The sequence below is a fragment of the Aneurinibacillus thermoaerophilus genome, assembly GCF_900099925.1.
In the GTDB taxonomy this organism is placed as follows: Bacteria; Bacillota; Bacilli; order Aneurinibacillales; family Aneurinibacillaceae; genus Aneurinibacillus; species Aneurinibacillus thermoaerophilus.
Window position 1 is genome coordinate 26068 of sequence record NZ_FNDE01000024.1, and the last position, 24127, is coordinate 50194.

The following is a 24127-nucleotide window of genomic DNA, read 5'->3' on the forward strand; positions in this document are numbered from 1 at the left end:
TGTTATAATGGAAGAAAAATTGTCTGGAGATGGCTATGAATCCAATTTTACAGGTACAAAACCTTACGGGTGGGTATAGTCGAAAACGCCCGGTCATCCATAATATTACGTTTGATATTTATCCGCGCGAAATGATTGGACTTATTGGCTTGAACGGCGCGGGCAAAAGCACAACAATTAAGCATATTCTCGGGTTGCTTCAACCGGCGGAAGGGTCGGTTCGTATTCACAACCAAACGCTGAAAGAAGCGCCGGAGTTATACCGCGCGTCTTACACATACGTTCCAGAGACACCGCTTGTGTATGATGACTTGACGCTGTGGGAGCATCTTGAGCTGACAGCGATGGCGTACGGATTGGAACGCAAGGTATTTGAAGAGCGGGTCGAGTCATTGCTTGCAGAATTTAATATGCAGGACAAAAAAAGGATGTTTCCGCAGCATATGTCCAAAGGGATGCGGCAGAAAATGATGATCATGAATGCATTTCTTGTCCGTCCTGTGCTTTATATTATCGATGAACCGTTTGTCGGACTTGATCCGCGCGGAATCCGTTCGCTGCTGGAATTAATGGTGAAAATGAAGAATACGGGCGCGGCGATTCTGATGAGTTCGCACATCCTTTCAACCGTTGAGCGGTATTGCGACAAATTTATCGTACTTCATAATGGCCGTATCCGCGCTGCAGGTACGCTGGAAGAGATTCGCCGACAGGCGGGAATGGCAGCCGCTTCGTTGGACGATGTGTTTTACGAACTGACAAAGGATGGGGCCAATGATGGACGCTAGGCATCTTTGGCGCAGGCGGATAGAAGCGTTCCAGAAGGAAGCGCTTGGCTATGCTCGTTATGTTGCAAATAGCGGAATGATTGCTTTTCTTGTCTTCGCGTTTATTTTAGCGGCGTATTATTATTCACAGGCACTTGGGAAAATTCCGCGCTCGTATCCGGTTGAATGGTTGATTGCGTTCTTGTTTTCTGTTCTTATGACAGCAGGGACGGTACGTACGTTCTTGAAAGAAGCGGATTTGGTCTTTTTATTGCCGATAGAGAGCCGGATGGGCTCGTATTTCCGGGCTTCTATCATATATACATTGTTTTGGCATACGCTGTATATATTTTTGTTTCTGCTTGCGGTGTGGCCTTTATATACGCATCGGATGGGGGAAAAAGCGGAGTCGTTTCTTGCACTGCTTGTTTTCTCGCTTGTATTAAAGGGTGTAAACTTGCTTTGCAAGTGGCAGGAGGAGCGCCTGCGAGAACAAAGCAGGAGAGCTTTATGCATGCTCGTTCGCTGGATAGCGAATGCGGCTATTTTATTTATGCTGTTCTCACACGGGTTTATCCCGGTTGTTATGCTGGTTACAGGCGCGTTTCTTTTGGCAGCTTTTTTCTGTTATAGGGGCTTGGCGCATCAGGCGATTCACTGGGAGCGCCTTGTACAGATCGAAAAAAGAATGCAGGCGAGATTTTATACGTTTATCACCCAGTTTGTCGATGTGCCGCACATTGCAAACCGGGTGCAACGCCGTTCCTGGGCAGCGGCTTGGGCAGACCAGCTGCCGTTTACCAGGGGAAATGCATATGCTTATCTGTACAGAAAAGTGTTCGCGCGTTCCGATTTGTTGCCGATGTTTCTTCGTCTGACAGTTATCGGCTGGATCGTGATCGCATTCATTGGCGAAGCTTGGGGAAAAGTGGCTGCCTATTTTATCATCTTGTCCCTGACAGGGGCGCAGCTTTCGATGCTACGCCAGTATTATCGGTATGTATTCTGGCACCATATTTATCCTGTTCCGGCTGGGACAAGGCAGGATGCTGTTGTGCGTGTGGTATTTATGCTTTTACTTGTACAGGCGCTGGTTTTGTATACTGCGGTGTTTATCCCGTTTATGCCGGGGTGGCACTGGCTGGCTGCCCCTGTTATTGGCGTTAGTTTTTCTTATGTATACAGCTGGAGAGTGTTACGTAAAAAGGTGTAAGCAGAATAACGGAAAGCAAGACAACAATTTGTTTCCTTTAGGCAAATTATTTGCCTTAAACGCAATAAGTTTTATTTACCCTACAATGCTAGACCTCGGCAAAAAGGTTTCTCTAGACCCACACAAAATTTTTCTGGTAGCATATTTATACAGGAATGGCTGGAGGTCTAGTTGCATGGAAGAGCAATACAATAACTTGAAAATAGGGGAACGAGGTGCCTGGGTTAGCATTATTGCTTATCTTACGCTATCTGCTCTTAAGCTGATTATAGGATATCTATCCAACTCAGAGGCGTTGATGGCGGACGGTTTAAACAATACGACTGATATTATAGTGTCGGTTGCGGTGCTAATCGGCCTTCGTTTTTCCCGCAAACCGCCGGACGAGGATCACCCTTACGGCCATTGGCGCGCGGAGACAATTGCTTCATTGATGGCTTCGTTCATTATGATGGTGGTAGGGATGCAGGTATTGTACAACGCCGGGCGTTCCATTGTGGATTTTCGGGCAGAGACGCCGGATGCATTGGCGGCGTGGACGGCTGTAGGATGCGCCCTGGTGATGTATGGTGTGTACCGTTTTAATTGCAGGCTCGCTTTGCGGATTAATAGTCAGGCTATGATGGCTGCGGCGAAAGACAATCTATCAGATGCTTGGGTAAGCATTGGCGCGGCTGTTGGTATTTTTGGTTCTCAGTTTGGTATGCCTTGGCTTGACCCGCTAGCGGCGGTCGTTGTCGGGTTTATGATCTGTCGTACAGCGTGGGAAATTTTTCGGGATGCGACACACAATCTGACGGATGGTTTCGATGAGCAAAAACTTATGAAATTGCGCCAGACCATTGAAGAAATACCGGGAGTGAAAGCGCTAAACGATATAAAAGCGCGCGTGCACGGTAACAATGTGCTAGTAGATGTGGTTATTTATGTTGACCCTGATTTGAACGTTATAGAGAGTCATCATATTACGGAAGCGATTGAGAAAAGAATGCAGGAGGAACATGGCATTATCAGTGTGCATGTCCATGTCGAGCCGTGGGAGAAATAAGAACCAGGGAGGCGACCTGCGATGTAATTCGTGAGCAGTGTTTGGGGGGATGAGGCTGGACAGGAGAAGAGAGAGGCCTTCCGTCTTTTTCTTTTCTCCTGTTCTTTCAATGCATTAGAATAAAGGGGACATTTACTTTGATATAGACTCAACTTCTGCAAGTCTTTTTCTTACATAATCCACAAAAATATTGTTTTGTTGCAGTTCAAAAATGATGATAGATTTGCGGAAGAATTCAATGGCCTGTTCCTTGTTGCACAAATGAAACAAGTTCTCTCCTTTTTGATAATGTAGCTCTCCAAATAGGTACAAATATTCATGCTGTAGACAGAGAGAAATTCCCCGTTCGCAATATTCCAGTGATGAAGAGAAATTGCCTAGTTTGGTAAGTACTTTGGCATAATTATAAAATAGTCTGATGTATATCGTATAATCTTGAACAAGCGTCACGTTGCTCATGTGTTTGATGGCGGTCGAGAAGATTTCTGCTGATTTTGTGAATTGTTTTTCTTCACTGTAAATGATGCCGATGCTATTCAAAATTTCCACTTCTTTTTCCGTATAGTTATCCGGGCTTACAGCCATGTTAAGCGCCTGATGCAGTAAATCCAAACTTTTTTGTGTGTTCTGTTCCGTGTAATAGGCGCAAATTCCTTCATGCCAGACGAGGAATTGCCGGTTTTTCCGATTTTGGAAAATCGGATTGTTTTTTTCCGCTTTAATAAGGATAGCCACTTCCTCATAATTTCGTTCTCGGATAAGTTTGCGAATTTGATAGAGGAACTCCTGAACATAAGTAAATCTTGGATTTTCCATTCGGTCAAAAAAGTAATCGAGCGTAATTCCTAATCGCTTGGCGATATAGTAAAGAATTTCGGCGGAAGGAATCACTTCTCCCTTTTCGATTTTGCTGATAAGTGCTTGAGTACAAATTCCTTTCGCTAGCTCTGTCTGTGAGATGTTAAGATACTTCCTGATTTCCCGGACGACTTCTCCGATTCTTTGAGTACTCATGCATAGCTCCTATATAAATATTTTTATAGATTATCGCGTATTTTTGAGAAAAAGCTAAAAAAAACTATTTTTTTCTCGAAAAATACTCTATTAGCCTAAATTCGTAAATATATGTAATATATTATGATAGTACTAACATATGTCTCATAATTTTCCAAGTTGAAAGGAGGGTATAAGACAGTGAAGAGGAAAATTTTTTCACTAGGAATGACGGCCCTTTTACTTATTAGTATTAACGGAATTTTTAATAGCAAAGAAGTGGAAAAAGAATCAGTAAAAAATGCTCAGGACACCTCAGCCGTTATGCTTCGTCTTCCTTATCAACATTGATGGGCTGCTAGCTGAAGGGGGAGGAAAAGAAATGAGAAAAAAGTATTCATTGGAGTTTAAACGTGAAGTGGTCAAAGACGCACTCTTGCAAAAAAGCTTGAGCCTGGTGGCGAGAAAATATAGATTAAACAGCAAAATGATTTATCGTTGGGTTCATGAATATAAACAAGGAAAATTCAGTTCATAAATGATAGGCAGCAAGCGGTGAAACACATAGTTCACCGCTTTCCGTTATTTTACAATTACTTTATACTCACGCATCCAATGATCAAGCTGGATGAGGTAAGCGAAGAACTGCGGCACGTTCATGAGCTGGCCGAACCACGGCATATGGATTGAAGCCAGATCGAGCGCCGCAAATTCTTTTACTGCCCGTACGTTGATGAACGGTAAAATGGGAGATGTATTATCGTCCAGAATTTGCAGCGTTTTTTTGCATACTGCGGCCAAGTAGGACGGATTATGCGTTTTTGGATACGGGCTTTTGCGCCGCATTAGTACATCGTCCGGCAGCAAGCCGTGCAGTGCCTGACGTAAAATACCTTTCTCACGCCCGCCGTACGTTTTCATTGACCATGGCACATTCCACATGTATTCCACCAATCGGTGATCGCAAAATGGCACACGTACCTCTAAGCCGACAGCCATACTCATGCGGTCTTTACGATCCAGCAGCGTTGGCATCCAGCGCGTTAGATTGAGATAGAACATTTCGCGGATTCGTGCGTCTTTCGTGTTTTCCCCCTTAAGGTGCGGCACTTCGTCGAGCGCTTCTTGATACCGCATTTTTGTATAGTCCTCTAGGTCGATTTGCGAAAGCAGGTCAGACGAGAAGAATTGCATTTTTTCTTTGAGGTTTCGCGCCCACGGAAATATGGTTGCCGTTAGCGCCTCTTCGCGGTGGAACCAAGGGTAACCGCCGAACAATTCGTCCGCGCATTCACCGGATAGAGCTACCGTTGCTTCTTTTTTAATTTCACCGCAGAACAGATAGAGCGAACCGTCGACGTCGGTCATTCCAGGAAGGTCGCGGGCGCGTAATGCTGCTTGCAAGGAGTCGATAAGGTGTGGCGTGTCGAAGTATACATTGTGATGTATTGTGCCAAGATATTCGGAGACGCGCTTTGCCCAGGGAGCGTCTGCGTTCGGTTGGAACTCATTCGGATGAAAATGAATGTCATTGTCCACATAGTCAATGGAGAAGGTGTGCAACGGCCCGTAGCCTTTTTCTTTGAATGCCTGCGCTGCAAACGCGGAAATGGCGCTGGAGTCAATTCCCCCCGAAAGCAGGGTGCAAACCGGAACGTCAGCCACTAGCTGGCGTTTAATGCTGTCGCCAAGCAGGTGTCGGATCGTAGCGATTGTCGTTTCCAAATCGTCTGGATGTTCGTGGCTTTCTAGCGCCCAGTAGGATTTGATTTTCATGTTGTAACGTGTATACAGGAGGCAGGAAGCCGGAAGCAGTTCGAATATATTGTGAAAAACACCAATACCGGGTGTACGCGCTGGACCGAGTCCGAAAATTTCTCCGAGTCCTTCCTGGGTAATTTCTGGCTTTATCGCTGGATGCGCGAGTAGCGCTTTAATCTCCGAAGCGAAAATAAAACTGGTACCTTGTTGCGTGTAGAATAGAGGTTTGACGCCGAGGCGATCCCGCGCCAAAAACACGCTTTTTGTGTGATGCGCCCAGATGGCGAAGGCGTAAATGCCATTGAGGTACTTAAGGCATTCCGGGCCCCATTCGATGTATGAGACAAGCAATACTTCTGTGTCAGACGTCGTTTGAAAGCGATGACCGCGTGCGATAAGTTCCTTGCGTAGATCGTCTGTATTATAAAGTTCTCCGTTATATACGATCGTATACGTTTCGCCCGCGTGTGTCCGGGTCATAGGTTGGACGCCTCCTTCCGGGTCGATCACAATGAGACGGCGATGAGCGAACCCGGCATGCGTTGATGTCCAGATTCCTTCGCTATCAGGTCCGCGTGGAATCAGTGTTTGGGCCATATCTTGAAGTACGGCTTGTTGCTTGCTGATATCCACCTGCCAATCGATCCATCCTGCGATTCCGCACATAGTAATCCCTCCACTTCTCATTATATAGCCCAGTATTACACTATGCCCGGAACGGATCGATGGGTGCCTGACCAAGCAAAAACAATCGAAGAGTAAGCGGACGGAAAAAGGTAAACACTATGTATATTCAAATTTACTCTAGACAGGAGGCGAGATAGTGGCAAATGAGAATAAAAAAGCAATCGGGCAGGAGCCGGCTGAAACGGCGATGCCGCATCAGATAGACGCGCCGGAGCGGGCGGAAGCCGAACAAAAGCTTGAGAAACCGTTTGTAAACAGATATGGTGTTATGATTGGCGATAGCTTCTACGATTCAGCAAATTCCCCCTTGAACAATTGGAGCAAAGATACAGATCCGGCCATTATGGCTGGAGACGAGTGGGTGCACCCGACCAATGATATCGGCTGGAATACTCCGGCTAACCAAGAGCTTCTTGAAGGAGGTTACATTGAAGAAGGTTATGTGCCACAGAGTGGGCGGTTCATGCATCCGACCAAGGACGTAAGTTATCGCAAAGATTGAAGCATCAGGGTAGGCACAGCCATCGTTTTCTTCTGAATGAAGAAGGAAACCAGGCTTTTGCCTGCCCTGATTTTTTATTGCATAGGAACAGAACCGTGCTCCTCCTTGGCGAAAAAGGATGAGCAATTGCGTCCGCGTATTTTTTTGTCAGCTGCAAAGTGGACGGAGCGTGCAGAAATGGATGCAAATGTGGTATGATGATGAAATGAACAAAGCATGCTTAAGGCAGTATCGAGCAAGGAAAGGAACATGGGTATGGGCAATGAATTTCGCGTATGTGATGAGTGTAAGATGATTAACATAAAAACACTGGTACCGCGGCTAAAAGAAATTGATCCCGACGCTGAAATAGAGATGGGATGCCAATCGTATTGCGGGATTGGATTCAAAAAACATTTTGCTGTGGTGAACGGACGCTATTTGACAGGGGTAACGGAGGACCAGCTGATTGAGAAAGTAAGGAAGCATTTGAAAAAATAAACCAAAACCCAAAAAGCCGGTGCCGTGGGCATTGGCTTTTTACTTGCCAGAGCTCTGTTATTCGTTTTTGTTTATCTTCTGGAATACGTTGCCCTTTTTTTTCTTTTCCCCTTAGATGAGGCTCGCTTAGCGGAACATTCCCATTCTGAGAGCCAAATGACTGAAGACAAAGTTAAGGTCGAACATCGTTCGTCAGAGGAATGTGAAGTGTTGCTTTCTTTTCCCCAGACGAAGTTTGCCCAGCGGAACATTCCCATTCCGAGGGCCAAATTACTGAAGACAAGATTAAAGTAAAACAGCACCCACCAAGCGAATGTAGAATCTGTTTTTGGTGCGCCTAATGGAAGTATTTCTGGAAGATACATCCACATCGCAACAATGAACGGCAATTGCAGTACACTCAGGACTTTCTGGTTCCAGCGCCAAAACAATAACGGTGCTACGCTGGCAAAGAGCAGGTTAATCATTAATAAGTCCATCCGAAAATTCCTCCTTCTTTGTTTTTAAATGTAAGAAAGCGCTTGCATATATATTACTGCTAAAGTGCGACGGCTATTGTACGTAGTTTTATGTGGTTGTGAAAAATAATTAATTATATCATACAATAATCGGATGAAAATTTTAATTATTTTTGACAATTTTATGAGAAATAAGTTTTTTGGATGATGATTTCATTTGATATGGGTTCAGAGGTTTATTTGCCATCCATTTTTTTCTGGCATAGTGATGATGGGAGCTCTGTTTTAAGTATTGAAAAGGCATCTTTTTCCCTGACTGGAAGAAAAAGATGCCAAGAAGCTAAAGAGCTTATTATGACAGCTCATTTTCCAGAGAGGCCAAGCTTTCAAGCGATCCGGTTACCAGTAGACGGTCGCCAAGCTGAAGCCTGGTATCCCCGTGCGGAATGATGGAATCATTGTTGCGGTAGATACGCAGGATAAGTGCGTCACCGAGAAACGGCAATTGTTTAAGTTGGGTCTCATGGTAATAACGGTTGCCCATGATAATCGTTTGTATAGCGTCTTCCGTTCGCGCGATGAGGTCAATCGCGTTTGGTGCTTCGATTTGCGCTTTAAGCAGCGTACTTGCCGAGAAAAGGGTAGAAAATAAGATGAAGCCGTTCTTTTGCACTTCATCATGCCGCGTCGGGTTTTCCATGCGCACGATGATTGTTTTTTTGCCCAGTTCTTGCGCATGCCGGGCAAGTCTCATATTCGTGTCATCGTCGTTTGAAACAAATGCCAGCACATCGCGTTCAAACAGGCCTTCTTCTGTCAATGTATCCTCGGAGAAATCGTCAACGATATGCACCGCTTTAAATTTGTTGTAGAAAGTCTGGCTGTTTTCAATGACATCCTTATTCTCTTTAATTTGCCGTCTCTGTGTGTATACTTCCACATCAAAACCGGCCTGTTGTACTTCAAGCGCTACCGGCATCGTAATGGTATTGAGGCCTACAATGCCGACTCTGATGGTGCGGTCGGCCGTTTTTGCAGGAACCAATCGGTTAAAGGCTACAGGAGAAATAAAGCAGGAAAGAATCGCGACCAAAATCAATCCATCATGCAGGGATTGCACGATCAGATTTTCCTCCAGCGCCAGCGCGGCTGCCGCAATAACAAGGCTGAGCGTTGATGTCAGCAGCATGCCAGCACCGATAGTTTCCCGCCAATTAAACCACTTCTTAAGTATGAGCAGCGGAATGACTTTGGATACATACAGCGCCGCCAACAGAAGCGGAATGAAAATATATACTTTTGGATCGCGAATTAGCGCCCATAGATCAAGTTTGACTCCTACCATTACAAAAAAGATAGGAATCAAAAAGCCGTAGCCGAACGCGTCCAACTGGCGAACGAACTGTTTGCGTGGTCCCAGCATGGAAACGATAACGCCTGCGAGGAAAGCGCCGATAATGTTTTCTGCTCCCATGTTTTCCGCAAGGGCTACGAAAAGAATAATCAGCAGAAACACGCCGCGTGTACCGATTTGTACAGTTCCGGTAGATAGCTGTTCAAAGCTGGACAATTTGCGGACTCGCCGGATAATCCGGTATAGCACGAAAGTGACCGCAAACAGCGCAAGCAAAAGCAGCGGTTTGGTAGAGTCTTGCGAGCGCAGAGATATAAACACCGCCAGTAAAATCATCGTCATGAAATCAGAAATAACAGCAATAAGCAGGATGACTTGCCCAAGAAGCGTTTCGGTTAATCGCCGTTCTTTTAATACCGGAACGACTACACCGAGCGAAATGGTCGAAATGATCAGCGTCATAAAAAAGGTCTGCTCAATAATGCCAAGACCATTTAGCACGAGTGAGACGAGATAAGAAGCACCGAATATGAGCAAAAACGCAAAAGACGCAATCGCGAACGGATTTCCGCCTTCTTTCTTTTTTTGCGAGAAGGTGTCAAAGTCGATTTCCAACCCGCTTAGAAACATCAGAAAGATGAGCCCAAGCAAAGAAAGAATCGAAAGCCAGTTGTCTTCCTGTACAATGTTAAATCCGCTCTTGCCGATAATCATACCGGCCAGAATTTCCGCCACGACAAACGGTATCATTGTCCAGCGTAGGCGTTGTAGCAAAATCGGCATTAGAAACGCGACGGAAATGACGATGAGCAGTGAAATCGGAGAATGCGCATTTTCGCCCATTATACCGCTCCTTTCTTGTATATGATGTGTACGCTGTATATGTATTGCGCGTCGCGCGGCACACAGGAAAGCTGTATATGATAAAGACAAACAAGCGGTAAGAATGTGTTGGTTCTTTTACCTTGTATTATGCTTAAAAATAATGTTCTACGCGCATAGCTGTAAAGACAAGTGTACGAATAACTTTTACCATTATGCCATATTATTGCTGAACCGAGTAGTGTTAATCAATCGGTTTCATTTTTTGTTTCACCCGTTCTCTTTTATTCATGGTAACGCATTGTTAGTATGTTTTTTCCGCATAAAAAAGGGGCATGAAATGACGAAAGCGTCAAAAATGTCAGGGAGAAAGGAAAAATAAGGGCGACCAGAGAAATACATATGTATGAATCGATCGCTGCCGGGTTTCGTATATACAGATAATGACACTTTATAGGAAGGATGGACATTATGCTAAATAAGTTTCTTGCGAGTTTTGGAATTGGAGCAGCGAAAGTTGATGCCCGCCTGGCTGATTCAAAGGTTCACCCCGGTGGCGAATTACGCGGAGAAGTGCATGTTAAGGGGGGCAATGTCGAACAAGCGATTTCACAGATTTATATGTATTTGTATACTGAATACTATAAAGAAACGAATGATACTAAGACGAAGCATAAAGAAGTGCTTGCCTCTTATCGTGTAGCGGACTCCTTGCTTATTAGGCCGGGGGAGGAGAAGATCCTTCCCTTCCAGTTGCGTGTTCCGTATCATGCTCCCATTTCTTTCGGCCGTCAGAATGTGTATTTGAGTACCGGGCTTGATATCGAAATGGCAGTTGATCCGAAAGATACGGATGTGGTGACAGTATTGCCGGACCCGCTGGCGGCTCAATTGCTGGCCGAGATGGAAGGCATGGGTTTCCGCCATTCATATGACAGCGGTATATGCGAATATAAGAAGCATATTCATAGGATGGTACCGTTCGTACAGGAATTCGAATTAAAGCCGACATCTATGTTCCGTAATGAGTTGGATGAGATTGAATTAATTTTTGACGTATACCCTGAAGGTATAGATGTGCTGATGCAGGTGGACAGACGCCCATCGAGTTTACGCGGCATTTTTGAAGAAATGCTGGATTTGGATGAGCAGTACGTGCGGTTTACGATTGACCGGCAGCGCGGCGTCATTCCGGGTGAATTGGAGAGGAGAATTCGTCAAGCGCTAGTTCGCCGATAACAGCGTGCGAAACGAAAAGTGAGGGAAAAGTGTGACAGCATGGAGAATGGACGGAAAATGGTTGGAATATGAGGTGGATGAGGCGTGTGCCGGCATGACGCTGGAATCTTTGTTAAGGAAGCGGCTTATGGTGTCGGGCCGTATGCTCCAGCGGTTGACAAGAAAGAACGGATTGTTCCTGAATAAAAAGCGACCGTTTTTGCAGAGAAAAGTAAAGGCGGGTGATCGAGTAAAGGTACTGATTGCAGACGAGGCGGAGACGTCGCTCGATCCGGTGCCGATGGACATTTCCGTTTTATACGAGGATGATGCGGTGCTTGTCGTGAACAAACCGGCCGGTATAGTTGTTCATCCGGTGCGGGAAGGGCAGAACGATACGCTTGCGCATGGTATTGCTTATTATTGGCAGGCGAAAGGCAAAGCGCGGGCGATCCGTCCCGTGCATCGGCTGGACAAGGACACAAGCGGGGCATTACTTGTCGCAGGTAATAGCTTTGTTCATAGCCTTTTGGATAAGCAACTTCGCGAACATAAGATCCGGAGAACATATCTTGCCTTAGTGTCCGGCTATCCGGGTGGACAAGGAGAGACAGGCACATTTTCGGAACCAATTGCGCGCGATCCGCATCACCCGATCCGGCGTAGAGCTGATGCCGGAGGTGATCCAGCAGTTACTCATTATCGGGTGCTGGAGAAGTTTGTCGCTTTTCCGGGCATTGCGGAACATGCGGTTTCCCTGGTGGAAGTGGAATTAGCGACGGGGCGCACCCATCAAATCCGCGTTCATTTCAGTCATCATGGTTTTCCGTTGCTTGGCGATACATTATACGGCGGTCCGCGGATCAAGGGCTTAGCAAGACAGGCGTTGCACGCGCATCGCATTGAGTTTTGTCATCCGGTAACGGGGGAAAGGCAAGGATATACGGCGCCATTGCCGGAAGATGTGGAGCGCTTGTTGAAGCGCTTCCGCCAAATGTAGGAGGTGTCTATATGGTGGGACGTTTACATGAAGAGAAAGTATTTAAAGATCCTGTTCACCGTTATGTACATGTACGGGATAAGTTAATCTGGGATTTGATAGGCGCGACTGAATTTCAGCGCCTGCGTCGGATTCGTCAGCTTGGCACTTCTTATGTAACGTTCCACGGCGCGGAACATAGCCGTTTTAATCATAGTCTCGGCGTATATGAAATTATGCGACGCATTTTGGAGCAGTTTGAGCAGCGGATTTCCTTTGCTTTTCTTGAAGAGGAACGCCTGCTTTGCCTAAGCGCAGCGCTGATGCACGATATCGGTCACGGCCCGTTCTCACATTCGTTTGAAAAAGTATTTCACACAGACCATGAAGAATGGACGCGGCGTATTTTGGTTGGGGATACGCAGGTGAATCGCATTTTGCGGAAAGTTTCCCCGGACTTTCCGCACAAAGTAGCGGCCATTATTGGAAAAACATATGAAAATCCATTAATTATAAGCCTGATTTCCAGCCAGATTGATGCTGACCGGATGGATTATTTACTGCGGGATACATACTACACAGGCACGAACTACGGATTTTTCGATATGGAACGTATTCTGCGTGTGCTGCGGCCGTATGAAAACAAAGTGGTCGTGAAACATACGGGAATGCACGCGGTTGAAGACTATATTGTAGCGCGTTATCAGATGTACTGGCAGGTATATTTTCACCGGGTGACGCGCAGCGCGGAGGTCGTTCTCCGCAAGATCTTTGAACGGGCCCGCGATCTGTATTGGAGAGGGTATAAGTTCCGGTGGGAGCCTGTACACTTTATTCCACTGTTCGAGCAAGATATTACATTAGAACAGTATTTGGACTTGGATGAACCGACGGTTATGTTTTATATGAGCGAATGGTGTAAGGAAAAGGATGATATTTTGCGTGATTTGTCGCAGCGGTTTATGAACCGCCGTCTCTTTAAGTATGCAGAATACGGCGAGCGGGTCGGAAGCGTGGAATGGAAACAGGAGATTGATGAGTTGTTTCGAGAGATTGGCATTGACCCGACATACTATCTCGGAGTGGATTCTCCCTCCGATTTACCGTATGATGTTTATCGAAGCGGTGAAGATGGAGACAAGATGCCGATCTATTTACTGATGCCGGACGGCGGCTTAGAAGAGCTTTCGAAATGCTCTGTCATTGTGGAGTCGATTTCCGGCAAGCGACGGTATGATCACAAGCTTTATTATCCGCTTGATTTTCTGGAGGATGGCACGCGTAAGCCGCATGTTGTTCGCGAGATCAAACGGCGGTTGCGTGTTCAGTAAATATAAGGAGGGTTGTATTATGGATATTTTTAAAGGCAAACAGGGCGGGTTCAATATCATTAGCAACAAAAACCAGGTACACGGTGGCTATGGCGCGGGCATGATTGATTTGAGTAACGTGTCTTCTATTATTGTGGATGAAGAATCTGCTGTGATTGACCTTGGTGCTTTACATGCCAAGAGTGCAGTGGAAAAGGGCGTGAAATTTTCCATCAACAAAGAAGACGTTCCGAACGGCAAACGATACTGGCTTGTGTGGGTTGCGGTGGACATTGGTGACAATGGTCCATACTATGCGGGCGTAACTGCCTGCGAAATGTTGATCGACAAAGAAGCGCGCCGCGGCTGGAAAATTCTTGCCGATCATGTAAATAAGATGGACTACGCGATGAAACGTCGCTACATCTTAGATGGTATGAATGAAAAAGAAAAGAAAAATCTGCGTGAATTGCTGATGACGCATAATGAAAATATGTGGAAGAATTCGCCGGATGAGCTAAAGGAAAAACTCGCGTAATTTACGATCGTTTTTAAGCTTGTTTTAAGAATGAACATGGTGTGAATTTTTTTATTGATTGGTTTAGTAAGGCTAGGTTTATTATATACATCTTTTACTAAGACGCACAAAGGGTGTCCCAAAAGTGAGGGACACCCTTCAGTTTGAGAGCGGGCACACTGCCCGCTCTTTGCTAATTCCAGAACTTCAGCTTATCCCAGAACGACTTTTCTTTCTTTGGTTCCTCGTATTTTTCCTGTTTAGGTGCTTCATAGTATTCTTTTGGCTCTGTGCCCGGAATAAAGTACATTAATTCCGGGTTTCTTGAATCTTTGCCTGCCAGCTTGCCGCTGGCAGTGTCGATATATGCTGGCACGACTCCAGGTGGGACGGGGAAGACAGCAGCCGGTTTCCCGGTAAGTGCTTGTTCCATGAAGTCGGCCCATATTGGAGCGGCCTGTCGCCCGTCAGCGAAATTATCAATGCGACGGTTATCATCATAGCCAACCCAGACACTGGCAGCCAGCTGTGGCGTAAATCCTCCCAGCCATGCGTCGTAGTCGGTTGTTCCGGTTTTCCCGGCTACTGGCCGGTGTAACAGCGGGCTGACCCGATGGGCCGTGCCGCCGGGCGCAAATATTTTTTCCAGCATATGTGTAAGGATAAACGCATTTTCCCGGCTAACGACTTGCTGAACCTGGGGGTGGGCTTCGACCAGTAGCTTGCCTTCCCGATCCAGAATTTTGACAATAGCGAGTGGCTCAATTTTTTGCCCCTGGTTGGCAATGGTTGCGAACATACGGGTCATCTCTAGGGGCGTAACCGGATAGCTGCCGAGCGCCAGCGAAGGAAGTGGCTTAAGCGGCGAGTCGATACCCAATCGTTTTGCCATTGTTACCATTTTATCCGGTCCAATTGCCAGATGGGTTTGAACGGCGTAAATGTTGTCCGAGCGGGCGATTGCCTCGCCCATCGTAATGTAATCATGGGCATACTGCTCACCGAAGTTTCTCGGAATATAGGTTTCGTCGTTGCCGAACGTAAATACGGTCGGCTCGCTTTTGATTTTTGTTAGCGGTGTAAAACCGTTTTCCAGCGCAGCCATATACAGCGCCGGTTTCATGGATGAACCAGGTTGGCGGCGGGCAAGCGCCCTGTTGAACTGGCTTTCCTTATAATCGCGACCTCCGACCATAGCCCGAATATAGCCGGTCTGTGGTTCAATGGCCACAAGTGCGGCCTGCAACGGGCGATCTTTTGGTAGATACTTGTGCACTGCCGATTCCGCTTTCTGTTGCATAACCGGGTCGAGCGTTGTATAGATTTTCAGTCCGCCGTGTTCGATAAGCTCTTCGTCAATCCCATATTTTTCTTTTGCCTGTTTTACAACATAATCGCGAAAATACGGTGCGATCGTTTGTCCTTTTATGCTTTCCGGCGAGGCCAGTTTCAGCGGTTCGGCTAATGCGGCGTCCGCTTGTTGTTGAGTGATGTAGCCTTCGCTTACCATTGCTTGCAGAACGATACGTTGCCTGCTCTTAGCCGCTTTCATGTCGCGGAACGGTGAGTAGAAACGCGGGCCTTTCGGTAATCCAGCCAGCATGCTTGCTTCCGCGAGCGTCAATTCGCTTGCGTTTTTGCCAAAGTATGTTTTTGCCGCCGCCTGAATACCATACGCAGCGTGGCCGTAATAAATTTGGTTCAGGTACATTTCCAGAAGCTGCGGTTTCGTATAATTCAGCTCTAATTGAATGGTCAAGATCGCCTCTTTAAATTTCCGTGTCCATGTCTTGTCAAGACTAAGATAGAGGTTACGAGCGAGCTGCATGGTGATCGTGCTGGCACCTTCGCGTTTATTCATATGGCGCAAATCTGTTAATGCGGCACCCGCAATTCGTTTAATATCGAAGCCGGGATGCTCGTAGAACTTCCGGTCTTCAATCGCAACGGAAGCCTGCTGCACGTATTTCGGAATTTGTGAAAGGGGCAGGAAAACGCGGTTTTCGCCTTTATAGAGCGTAGCGATGACCGAGTGATCCGTTCCGTAAATGGTTGTCGTTTCATTGATGGTTGTTTCGGGCAAAGGCTGGGAACGCAAATAAAGAATAAACAACGCGAATAAAGCCGCGAGAACGATGAGAGCGATAAAAAAGTATTTCGTTGTTTTTCCGACAATTTTTAGCCAGCGGATAAGCTGATCTTCCTGTTTAATTTCCACTGTGAAGACCTCCCTATGCCTTCTACTATCTTGCAGTATCAGTATAGGGAAATCTAGTAAAATCTATACGTTACGCAAAAAGACAGGAAAACGGAATGTTGGACGCAAAATTCTTAAGATAAAAATCCTATTGCCGCTGCTCTTCCTTGCCATTCATTATAGACTTGCAATAGGGATTTATATTTTCCTTCCTCGAAATACTGTTTGAATTCTTCTTTTTCTACCAGACTAAGAATTTCGAATTTATACATTTTCTTAAATCTTTCTTTATTCACTTTGTTCTCAAGGTATTTGGCGCAGGCTTCTTCATATGCGCTAATGCTATTTTCGATAAGTGATACCAAAATCTCATTTTGCTTTTCTTTTTGCTCTAAGCTTGCCTCGGTTTTGGATATCTCGTTTAGAAAATCTTCGATTGCTTTTTTGCTTGAGGATATATGTTGTCTGATTAATAGCTCTGTTTGTCCTTCAATTAAATTATATTGTTCTAAAGCAAAGCTATTTTGCTTAGACATTAAGTCATTATACTTTCCTACCAGTTCATTTTGTCGGACAACCAAATCATTTTGTAAGCTGATTACTTCATTTTGCTTGGAAGCCAAGTCATTTTGTCGGGCGATTATATCGTTTTGGCGAGTAGCGAATTCGCTTTGTTTGGCCTCTAGTTCGTTTTGACGAGAGACTAGTTCATTATGCTTTGTAGTTAAATCGCTTTGGCGTTCGGCTAAATCTTCTTGCTTGCTAAGCATATCACTTTGTTGAGAAGCTAATTCACTTTGCTTGTTGACAACTTCATTATACTTTTCAAGCAAAGATACTCCCCTTTTAAATGCACGGCTTGCTATAGAGATGGCAGTTCCGGCTGCGATTAAACTTACAATGGCTAATAGTAAAGCAACCATTGTATAATTTGATGTAGATGCAATCAAATTAGACACAATATCCTCTCCTTTTTATTCCTTAATCTCCATATTTTATGAACGTTTTTATTTTATTTAAAGTTGCGCTTAAAAGCAAAAATAATTGAGCTTCTATAAAATCAAGCAGGTTATCAATTTATATTGTTTTTTTTAACTATTCTATCAAAATGAATGGTATACTGGTAAAATAAAGAAAAAATATGGTCGTTTTTAATGTTGATTCGCCTGAAATAATGAAAAGGGATAGGGAATACTAAAAAAATGGATGCTTGATTTTTGAGATGAGTCCTATATAATTTACTTGTTTTAAAGTAAAGTATTGTCGTGAACACAGGTCGAGAAAATGAAGTTCTTTGCGTAACAAAGCGCAATGAAACGTGAAAGGAGATTAGGCGAAGATGGGTGGCTTATGGTTTACGGAAAAGCAAACGGAAAACTTTGGTATTACAATAAAAGTTAACAAAACTTTACATACAGAGCAAACTGAATTTCAAAAACTTGACATGGTGGAAACCCCCGAATTTGGCAACATGTTGTTTCTTGACGGCATGGTAATGACATCGCAAAAAGACGAATTCGTATACCATGAAATGATGGCGCATCCGGTTTTGAACACGCACCCGAATCCGGAAAACGTGCTTGTAGTCGGCGGCGGTGATGGGGGCGTTATCCGCGAAATCATGAAGCATGAGAAAGTAAAGAAAGCGACACTTGTTGAAATTGATGGCAAAGTGATTGAGTATTCCAAAAAATACCTGCCTGAAATCGCGGGCGAACTTGATAATCCGCGCGTTGAAGTGAAAGTGGACGATGGCTTCATGCATATTGTTAAAAGCAAAAACATGTATGATGTCATTATGGTTGATTCCACGGAGCCAGTAGGGCCCGCTGTTCCGTTGTTCGAGCGCGGTTTCTATCAAGGTATTTACGAGGCGTTGAAAGAAGATGGCATGTTTGTCGCGCAGACAGACAACCCGTGGTTCAAGGCGGATTTAATTCGTAAAGTAAACAAAGATATTAAAGAAATTTTCCCGATTACGAAAGCGTACCATGCGAATATTCCAACGTACCCGAGCGGCATATGGATTTTCCAGATCGGTTCCAAAAAATATGATCCGGAAGCGGTGGATATAAACAGTATTCCGGAACGTGAAACGAAATACTATACACCTCGCCTCCACCATGCGGCATTTGTGCTGCCGAAGTTTGTGGAAGATCTAGTGAAGTAAGGGGGGGATTCTTGTGCATTTCTTTAACCCGTCTTACAGTGGACATGCGTTTTTTGAAGCCCAGAGTACATATGAAGATGCTAGGGCGGTTATCTATGGTATGCCGATGGACTGGACGACCAGTTTCCGTCCAGGTTCCCGTTTCGGTCCGACCCGCATCCGCGAAGTGTCGATTAATTTGGAGGATTACAGTCCATATGCGGATCGTGAACTTGGCGAAGTAGCGTATTTTGACGCCGGCGATATTCCGCTTCCGTTCGGCAGCGCACAGCGCAGCCTTCAGGTGATTGAAGAATATGTACGCAAGGTTGTAGCGGATGGCAAGTTTCCGATCGGCCTTGGCGGTGAACATCTTGTAAGCCTTGCACCGATTAAAGTGATGGCTGAGAAGTACCCTGACCTTGTCCTTATCCACATTGATGCGCACACAGACTTGCGTGAAGAAATGGAAGGGGAGGCGCTATCTCACTCGGCGGTTATTCGCCGCGCGCTCGACTATGTAAAACCGGAAAACGTATACCAGTTCGGAATTCGTTCCGGTTTGAAAGAAGAGTTTGAGTTTGCCAAAAAGCATCTGCATCTGTATAAGTTCAAAGTGATTGAACCGCTGAAAGAATGCCTCGAAGAGTTGAAAGACCGTCCAGTGTACGTAACATACGACATTGATGCGATTGACCCGGCCTACGCTCCAGGAACGGGTACAGCCGAGCCAGGCGGTATCACGGCTGCGGAGGCGATTGAATCGATTTATTTGTTGTCGCAACTGAATGTGGTCGGCTTTGACCTTGTAGAAGTCGCGCCGGTGCTTGACCAGTCCGAAAGAACGCAGATTTTGGCTTCCAAAATGATTCGCGAAGTGATTTTGACAATGGTGAAGTAAGAAATTTAAACATAAATAAAAAAGATGCGGTCAAATTGCTGGCCGCATCTTTTTAGGTATAGGAAAGCATAATGTTGCTAATGTCGCTTTACTTTCTCTCCATGATTAGCGGCGGAAAAAGGACGAACAGACAATGCTCGCGCATTTTTCTTATGATAAAATATAAAAAATAGATATGATAAGAATCAGTATTTTCGATAATTTGTCGATTGACTTGGGCATTATTCTTACAGATAGGTCAGGAATTTTTCTCATTTGTTTTGTTCGATGAAACGTCGTAGAATAAGGTGATAAGTAACGATGGATATCAGGTGATACATGTGGCCCCTGTACAGGAGATCAAAATTGAACTTACGAGCGCTTTTTCTATGAACATGTCGCCGCCCGATATGTCTCAATTCGTCTATTCAGGTCAATTGTATTTTGTGAATGGGGCCTGGTACATAAAATATGTTGAGCAGGAAGAAGATGGGCAGACGTATACTACGCTTAAAGTGAAAGAAGACGAAATCATGGTCATTCGCAACGGGCTGGTTACCATGCGTCATTCTTACCGCCCCGGAATAAGAACGAGCGGTTCGTATGCCGGCCCTGGGGGTATGATGTGGATGGATACAGCAACGAAAGAAATGCAAGTATGTTATGACGAAGAAGGGGATTTATCCGCTGTTGTCTGGACATATGATTTGTATTTAAATGAGCAAAAAGTCGGGCGTTATAGGATAAGCTGTCGCCTTATGCGTATATGATAAATTGTGAACTGTTCGCCAATAAATTGGCTGAGTTTCTCGTCATCGGATGGTCTGCCGTCCTGCCCTCCTCGAAGGCTCATTCCAAGCCTCATAATCGTGTTCCTAAAAAGAGTGATTATGTTATCAACTTGCAAAATTGTGTTTAAGCAATAAGTTACACGTATATCTAAGGAGGATTATTGTGAGTATAGTTGAGCAAACGAAAAATAAAATCATTGATCAGATTAAGCAAGCGGTTGTTGCAGCCGGCATTGCAGAAGCGGAGAAAATTCCAGATTTTGTTTTGGAATTGCCGAAAGACAAGCAGCACGGCGACTACGCGACCAATGTGGCGATGCAACTGACGCGCATTGCGCGGAGAAACCCGCGCCAGATTGCGGAAGAAATCGTAGCGCAGTTCGATAAACAGGCGGCCAGCATTTCCAGAATTGAAATTGCGGGGCCAGGCTTTATTAATTTCTTTATGGATAATAGCTATTTGACCGGCGTGATTGGCCAGATTATTGAAGCAGGAGACAATTATGGCCGCACGAATGCCGGTAAAGGCAAGAAAGTGCAGGTCGAGTTTGTGAGCGCGAATCCGACCGGCAGCCTGCATCTGGGACACGCCCGTGGCGCGGCGTTTGGCGATGCGCTATGCAATGTGCTTGAGATGGCGGGTTACAATGTGTCGCGCGAATATTACATTAATGATGCTGGCAACCAGATTGCTAATTTAGCGCGTTCGCTTGAGGCGCGTTACTTCCAAGCGCTTGGCATGGATGCGGAAATGCCGGAAGACGGCTATTACGGTCAGGATATTATTGAATTTGGGAAAGAGCTTGCGGAAAAGGACGGCGACAAATATGCCAGAATGTCCCCGGAAGAGCGCTTTGCGTTTTTCCGCAACTGGGGCCGCGACAAAGAATTGGAAAAGATTAAAAAAGACCTTGCTGATTTTCGTGTGAAATTCGATGAATGGTTCAGTGAGACTTCACTGTATGAGAGCGGTGCAGTCGAAAAGATCGTGGAGATGCTTCGTGAAAAGGGATACGTATACGAAAAAGACGGGGCGGTCTGGTTGCGTTCAACTGCGTTTGGTGATGACAAAGATCGCGTGCTTATTAAGCAGGACGGCACGTACACATATTTGACGCCGGACATTGCATACCACGAAAATAAGTTCCAGCGCGGTTTTGATCAGCTGATTAATATTTGGGGTGCTGACCACCACGGTTATATTCCACGGATGAAAGCAGCCATGCAGTGCTTGGGTTACGATCCGGAGCGGCTTGTCGTATTGATCAACCAAATGGTAAGTCTCTATCAGGGCGGCGAAAAAGTAAAGATGTCTAAGCGTACTGGTAAAGCAGTCACAATGCGCGACTTGATGGAAGAAGTAGGAACGGACGCGACCCGGTATTTCTTTACGATGCGTAGCCAGGATGCTCACCTCGATTTTGATATGGATTTGGCCGTATCAAAATCGAACGAAAACCCAGTATTCTATGTACAGTATGCTCACGCTCGCATTTGCAGCATTTTCCGCCAGGCGGATGAGCAGGGAATTACGCTCGATACGACAAAAGCTGACTTTAACCGCATGACCGGCGAGAAAGAGATTGATTTGCTGAAGCATTTGGGCGAATTTCCGGAAGAAGTGGCCGGAGCCGCAGAAATGCTTGCACCGCATCGTGTTGTGCGCTATGCGCATGATTTGGCGTCTCTGTTGCACAGTTTCTACAACGCGGAACGCGTGATTACAGACGATGAAGGACTAACGCACGCGCGTCTCGCGCTGATGAAAGCAGTAAAAATTACGCTCGTCAATGCCCTGCGCTTAATCGGTGTCTCCGCACCGGAAAGAATGTAAGTTATTCCAGAAAAACAGGTAGAAACATTTGTCTGCATTTCTTCTACAAAGAGGTAACGCTTTTACCGCAAAATGATGTAACAAATGGAAGGAGTGAGGACTTTATCGTTCTACCTGTTTTTATTTTGGTATAGGAAAGCATATGTCACAAGCGTTGATTAACTAATCATTTCCTTTCGATATACGCTGGATTATTTCTTTGTTCTATGCATAAAAATTCAAAAATACTTATTCTCACTTCAGCCGGCAAAAGGTTTCGTTTCCACAAACGAGTAAAGTGTAAAAAGGAAGCTGCTCTAGTCCGCAGGATTATTTCCAATAAAAGCAAGGTTATGACCTATTTTTAGGGGTAGAAGTAGCATCTATTGATTTTGGGGCCATCTCCTTAGTAAAACGCTAATTTACCACGCTAGTCCTCGTTAGTAGCTTCTGTCGGCCTTAACGTGGTAAATCTGCGTTTTGCTGGTGCTATTTCTTTTTCACGCATGGCCCCAAAATGGACGAATGCTACCTCTACCCCTTTTACACGTATCTCGGTTGCGCTTTATGCAAATGTATCAAGTCACATACTAAACATTTGAAAGCAGAACAGGAATTTTTGTTTAGGTACTCCAACACCGTGTAAACACAATATATTGACCTCTTACTACTTCATGGCAATCATTCCTTTCTTGTTTATGCGTCTGCATCCCGACTGCATTTATCAACGCATTTTCCCTCCCAATAAAAAAGCCGCATCCAAAGGGAAGCGGCTATTTGATTTATTCGGTTGTCCTTAGTTTATCATGCTGTAATCTAGACAAGTAAAAAGTGTCGGAAGTGTCGGTTTTTAACACTCGTCGCGAGAAAGTTTTTTTGACTACAATAAATACATGAGTAAAAGTTGTAGTACCTATTTATCAAGGTGAACATTCGAATCAAAATATAATACTAATACTCATTGGTTATACTATGTAAATCGGAAATTCTAGAAATAAAGGAATCCTTCTTATCTTTAGAAAATAATATATGAACGTATAAACCATCCATATCCCTAACTAGTATATAATCGAGCTTTTTTAATAATATAATTGTTTCTGATAAACAAGATTGATTCGTGGGATAGAACTTTGCTAAATCAAAGGATACTTCTTCTTTTGGTGAGTATAACCAAATATCGTACTCATATTCTCCTTTCCAAGTATATTGAAGAAATTCCCAGAGTCTTTCTTTAGGAATCCTATATTGAAGAGTATGAATATGACCATAAGGTTCAATAGAATTTACGTGGTTCAGCAAGTCAAAATGAGATAAATCCTCACGTATTGTAACCATATCCTTATCTAGGCAAGAAATTACAAAAATATAGCTGTTTTCATTAAAAATCCTTTCCATAATAGTTACTAGTTTATTTATAGTTTTTTCATCCGATACTAGGTTACCTTGCTTATACCCAAAATCAATAGTAAGTACTTGTTGATCCTGAAAATTTGTAAAGTGACTAGGATAGTAAAAAATGGGTTGGTGTTCATTATTCATAATTTTTGATATGCCTCCTCTCCATGTAAACCGAAAATAGAATCATAGCACTTATACTATGATTCTACCATTTTTCCTATATTATTGATTTAAAAAGGCCATCCTGGAAAGGAAGGAATAGAAACTTTACCAAGATCGTTATGCGTGCTCATATTCGGTGCAATATGATAATGGAACCAGATTGATTTACCATCTGTTGGGTGATTCAAATATTTTGCATCCAAACGGAAAATTTGTTTTCCCTTATACGCAAGAGCAAAGACTGTATAATTATCTTCTGATTTATTTCTGTATGAACCAATAAAATCTAAACTATCATATTTTTTAATCAGTCCATCTCTCTTTAGCCCTCTAGAGAAGTTGGACACTAAGGGTGTATTTTGATTACACTTATAGTGACAGAGGGGGAAGACATCAATGACAAGAAGAAAGTATTCGATTGATTTCAAAAAACAAGTGGTGAAAGAAGCGAAAGAGACCGGTAATTTAGCAGCCGTTGCCCGCCGTTATGAGTTATCTGCTAACATGGTGGGGCGCTGGAAGCGAGAGTTCGAGAGCGGAAAACATGGAGAAATTGATTTCTCTATGGTTCCGGTCCTTGATGCCGAAGAAGTTGTGAAAGAAAACGAACAACTTAAACGGTTACTTG

Annotated in this window: 24 protein-coding genes; 16 read left to right on the top strand and 8 right to left on the bottom strand. The window is 44.6% G+C overall.

Annotated features, from left to right (window positions below; all coding sequences use genetic code 11):
* Positions 1–35 precede the first annotated feature (35 nt).
* From BLR88_RS12285 to BLR88_RS12295, 3 genes are all read left to right on the top strand, one after another.
* Positions 36–788 (top strand): ABC transporter ATP-binding protein, encoded by a 753-nt coding sequence (locus tag BLR88_RS12285; protein WP_057897338.1) that lies wholly within the window; start codon positions 36–38, stop codon positions 786–788.
* Complete coding sequence (locus BLR88_RS12290) at positions 775–1980, top strand: ABC transporter permease (RefSeq protein ID WP_175493615.1); 1206 nt, start codon at positions 775–777, stop codon at positions 1978–1980. Before BLR88_RS12285 ends, BLR88_RS12290 begins: the two co-directional genes overlap by 14 nt.
* Before the next feature lie 175 nt (positions 1981–2155).
* Entirely contained in the window at positions 2156–3028 is an 873-nt protein-coding gene (locus tag BLR88_RS12295; RefSeq protein ID WP_057897340.1) for a cation diffusion facilitator family transporter, read from the top strand.
* A gap of 132 nt (positions 3029–3160) precedes the next feature.
* Here the strand turns inward: BLR88_RS12295 and BLR88_RS12300 are convergent, their stop codons facing one another.
* Positions 3161–4042, bottom strand: coding sequence for a helix-turn-helix domain-containing protein (locus BLR88_RS12300; RefSeq protein WP_057897341.1), 882 nt, complete (start codon positions 4040–4042; stop codon positions 3161–3163).
* 180 nt (positions 4043–4222) lie between these two features.
* On the opposite strand from BLR88_RS12300, the gene BLR88_RS19590 reads away from it, so the two are divergent.
* Both BLR88_RS19590 and BLR88_RS12305 read left to right on the top strand, forming a co-directional pair.
* The gene (locus tag BLR88_RS19590; RefSeq protein WP_162264981.1) at positions 4223–4372 is read left to right on the top strand and encodes a hypothetical protein; all 150 of its coding nucleotides are present in this window, start codon (positions 4223–4225) and stop codon (positions 4370–4372) included.
* Positions 4373–4403: 31 nt separating this feature from the next.
* Positions 4404–4559 carry a helix-turn-helix domain-containing protein gene (locus BLR88_RS12305; protein ID WP_162264982.1) on the top strand — a complete coding sequence of 52 codons (156 nt, stop codon included), beginning with the start codon at positions 4404–4406 and terminating at the stop codon, positions 4557–4559.
* Between the two features lie 44 nt (positions 4560–4603).
* Here the strand turns inward: BLR88_RS12305 and asnB are convergent, their stop codons facing one another.
* Complete coding sequence (gene asnB / locus BLR88_RS12310; RefSeq protein ID WP_091260790.1) at positions 4604–6448, bottom strand: asparagine synthase (glutamine-hydrolyzing); 1845 nt, start codon at positions 6446–6448, stop codon at positions 4604–4606.
* Positions 6449–6656: 208 nt separating this feature from the next.
* On the opposite strand from asnB, the gene BLR88_RS12315 reads away from it, so the two are divergent.
* On the top strand, positions 6657–6971 hold the full coding sequence (locus BLR88_RS12315) for a DUF3905 domain-containing protein (protein ID WP_057900199.1): 315 nt from the start codon (positions 6657–6659) through the stop codon (positions 6969–6971).
* A gap of 255 nt (positions 6972–7226) precedes the next feature.
* On the top strand, positions 7227–7451 hold the full coding sequence (locus tag BLR88_RS12320; protein WP_057900200.1) for a YuzB family protein: 225 nt from the start codon (positions 7227–7229) through the stop codon (positions 7449–7451).
* A 71-nt stretch (positions 7452–7522) separates the two neighbouring features.
* Here the strand turns inward: BLR88_RS12320 and BLR88_RS12325 are convergent, their stop codons facing one another.
* Together BLR88_RS12325 and BLR88_RS12330 are read right to left on the bottom strand one after the other, a co-directional pair.
* Entirely contained in the window at positions 7523–7930 is a 408-nt protein-coding gene (locus BLR88_RS12325; protein WP_057897343.1) for a spore morphogenesis/germination protein YwcE, read from the bottom strand.
* Positions 7931–8261: 331 nt separating this feature from the next.
* Positions 8262–10106: a monovalent cation:proton antiporter family protein gene (locus tag BLR88_RS12330; RefSeq protein ID WP_057897344.1), complete on the bottom strand. Its 1845-nt coding sequence runs from the start codon at positions 10104–10106 to the stop codon at positions 8262–8264.
* A 450-nt stretch (positions 10107–10556) separates the two neighbouring features.
* On the opposite strand from BLR88_RS12330, the gene BLR88_RS12335 reads away from it, so the two are divergent.
* From BLR88_RS12335 to BLR88_RS12350, 4 genes are read left to right on the top strand one after another with little or no spacing between them, the layout of a single operon-like run.
* Positions 10557–11324, top strand: a complete 768-nt coding sequence (locus tag BLR88_RS12335) for a sporulation protein (protein ID WP_175493616.1) — start codon at positions 10557–10559, stop codon at positions 11322–11324.
* A 31-nt stretch (positions 11325–11355) separates the two neighbouring features.
* Positions 11356–12303, top strand: coding sequence for an RluA family pseudouridine synthase (locus BLR88_RS12340; RefSeq protein ID WP_322787667.1), 948 nt, complete (start codon positions 11356–11358; stop codon positions 12301–12303).
* An 11-nt stretch (positions 12304–12314) separates the two neighbouring features.
* Positions 12315–13613 carry an HD domain-containing protein gene (locus tag BLR88_RS12345; RefSeq protein ID WP_057897347.1) on the top strand — a complete coding sequence of 433 codons (1299 nt, stop codon included), beginning with the start codon at positions 12315–12317 and terminating at the stop codon, positions 13611–13613.
* 19 nt (positions 13614–13632) lie between these two features.
* Entirely contained in the window at positions 13633–14130 is a 498-nt protein-coding gene (locus BLR88_RS12350; RefSeq protein ID WP_057897348.1) for a YwhD family protein, read from the top strand.
* A 172-nt stretch (positions 14131–14302) separates the two neighbouring features.
* Here the strand turns inward: BLR88_RS12350 and BLR88_RS12355 are convergent, their stop codons facing one another.
* Positions 14303–16327: a transglycosylase domain-containing protein gene (locus BLR88_RS12355; protein WP_057897349.1), complete on the bottom strand. Its 2025-nt coding sequence runs from the start codon at positions 16325–16327 to the stop codon at positions 14303–14305.
* A gap of 113 nt (positions 16328–16440) precedes the next feature.
* Positions 16441–17265: a hypothetical protein gene (locus tag BLR88_RS12360; protein WP_057897350.1), complete on the bottom strand. Its 825-nt coding sequence runs from the start codon at positions 17263–17265 to the stop codon at positions 16441–16443.
* Positions 17266–17645: 380 nt separating this feature from the next.
* Here BLR88_RS12360 and speE point away from each other — a divergent pair, with 380 nt between their 5' ends.
* The 4 genes from speE (at position 17646) to argS (ending at position 21960) form a co-directional block, all read left to right on the top strand.
* Complete coding sequence (gene speE, locus BLR88_RS12365) at positions 17646–18476, top strand: polyamine aminopropyltransferase (RefSeq protein WP_057897351.1); 831 nt, start codon at positions 17646–17648, stop codon at positions 18474–18476.
* 13 nt (positions 18477–18489) lie between these two features.
* Entirely contained in the window at positions 18490–19356 is an 867-nt protein-coding gene (speB, locus tag BLR88_RS12370) for an agmatinase (protein ID WP_057897352.1), read from the top strand.
* Positions 19357–19667: 311 nt separating this feature from the next.
* Positions 19668–20105, top strand: a complete 438-nt coding sequence (locus tag BLR88_RS12375) for a YwiB family protein (protein ID WP_139184970.1) — start codon at positions 19668–19670, stop codon at positions 20103–20105.
* Positions 20106–20289: 184 nt separating this feature from the next.
* Positions 20290–21960, top strand: a complete 1671-nt coding sequence (gene argS, locus BLR88_RS12380) for an arginine--tRNA ligase (protein WP_057897354.1) — start codon at positions 20290–20292, stop codon at positions 21958–21960.
* A gap of 930 nt (positions 21961–22890) precedes the next feature.
* Here argS and BLR88_RS12385 read toward each other — a convergent pair.
* Together BLR88_RS12385 and BLR88_RS19060 are read right to left on the bottom strand one after the other, a co-directional pair.
* On the bottom strand, positions 22891–23478 hold the full coding sequence (locus BLR88_RS12385; protein ID WP_057897357.1) for a hypothetical protein: 588 nt from the start codon (positions 23476–23478) through the stop codon (positions 22891–22893).
* 89 nt (positions 23479–23567) lie between these two features.
* Positions 23568–23846, bottom strand: coding sequence for a hypothetical protein (locus BLR88_RS19060; protein WP_139184971.1), 279 nt, complete (start codon positions 23844–23846; stop codon positions 23568–23570).
* A gap of 49 nt (positions 23847–23895) precedes the next feature.
* Here BLR88_RS19060 and BLR88_RS12390 point away from each other — a divergent pair.
* Positions 23896–24127 (top strand): transposase (locus BLR88_RS12390; RefSeq protein ID WP_091260792.1); only part of this gene is annotated, 232 nt, incomplete at its 3' end.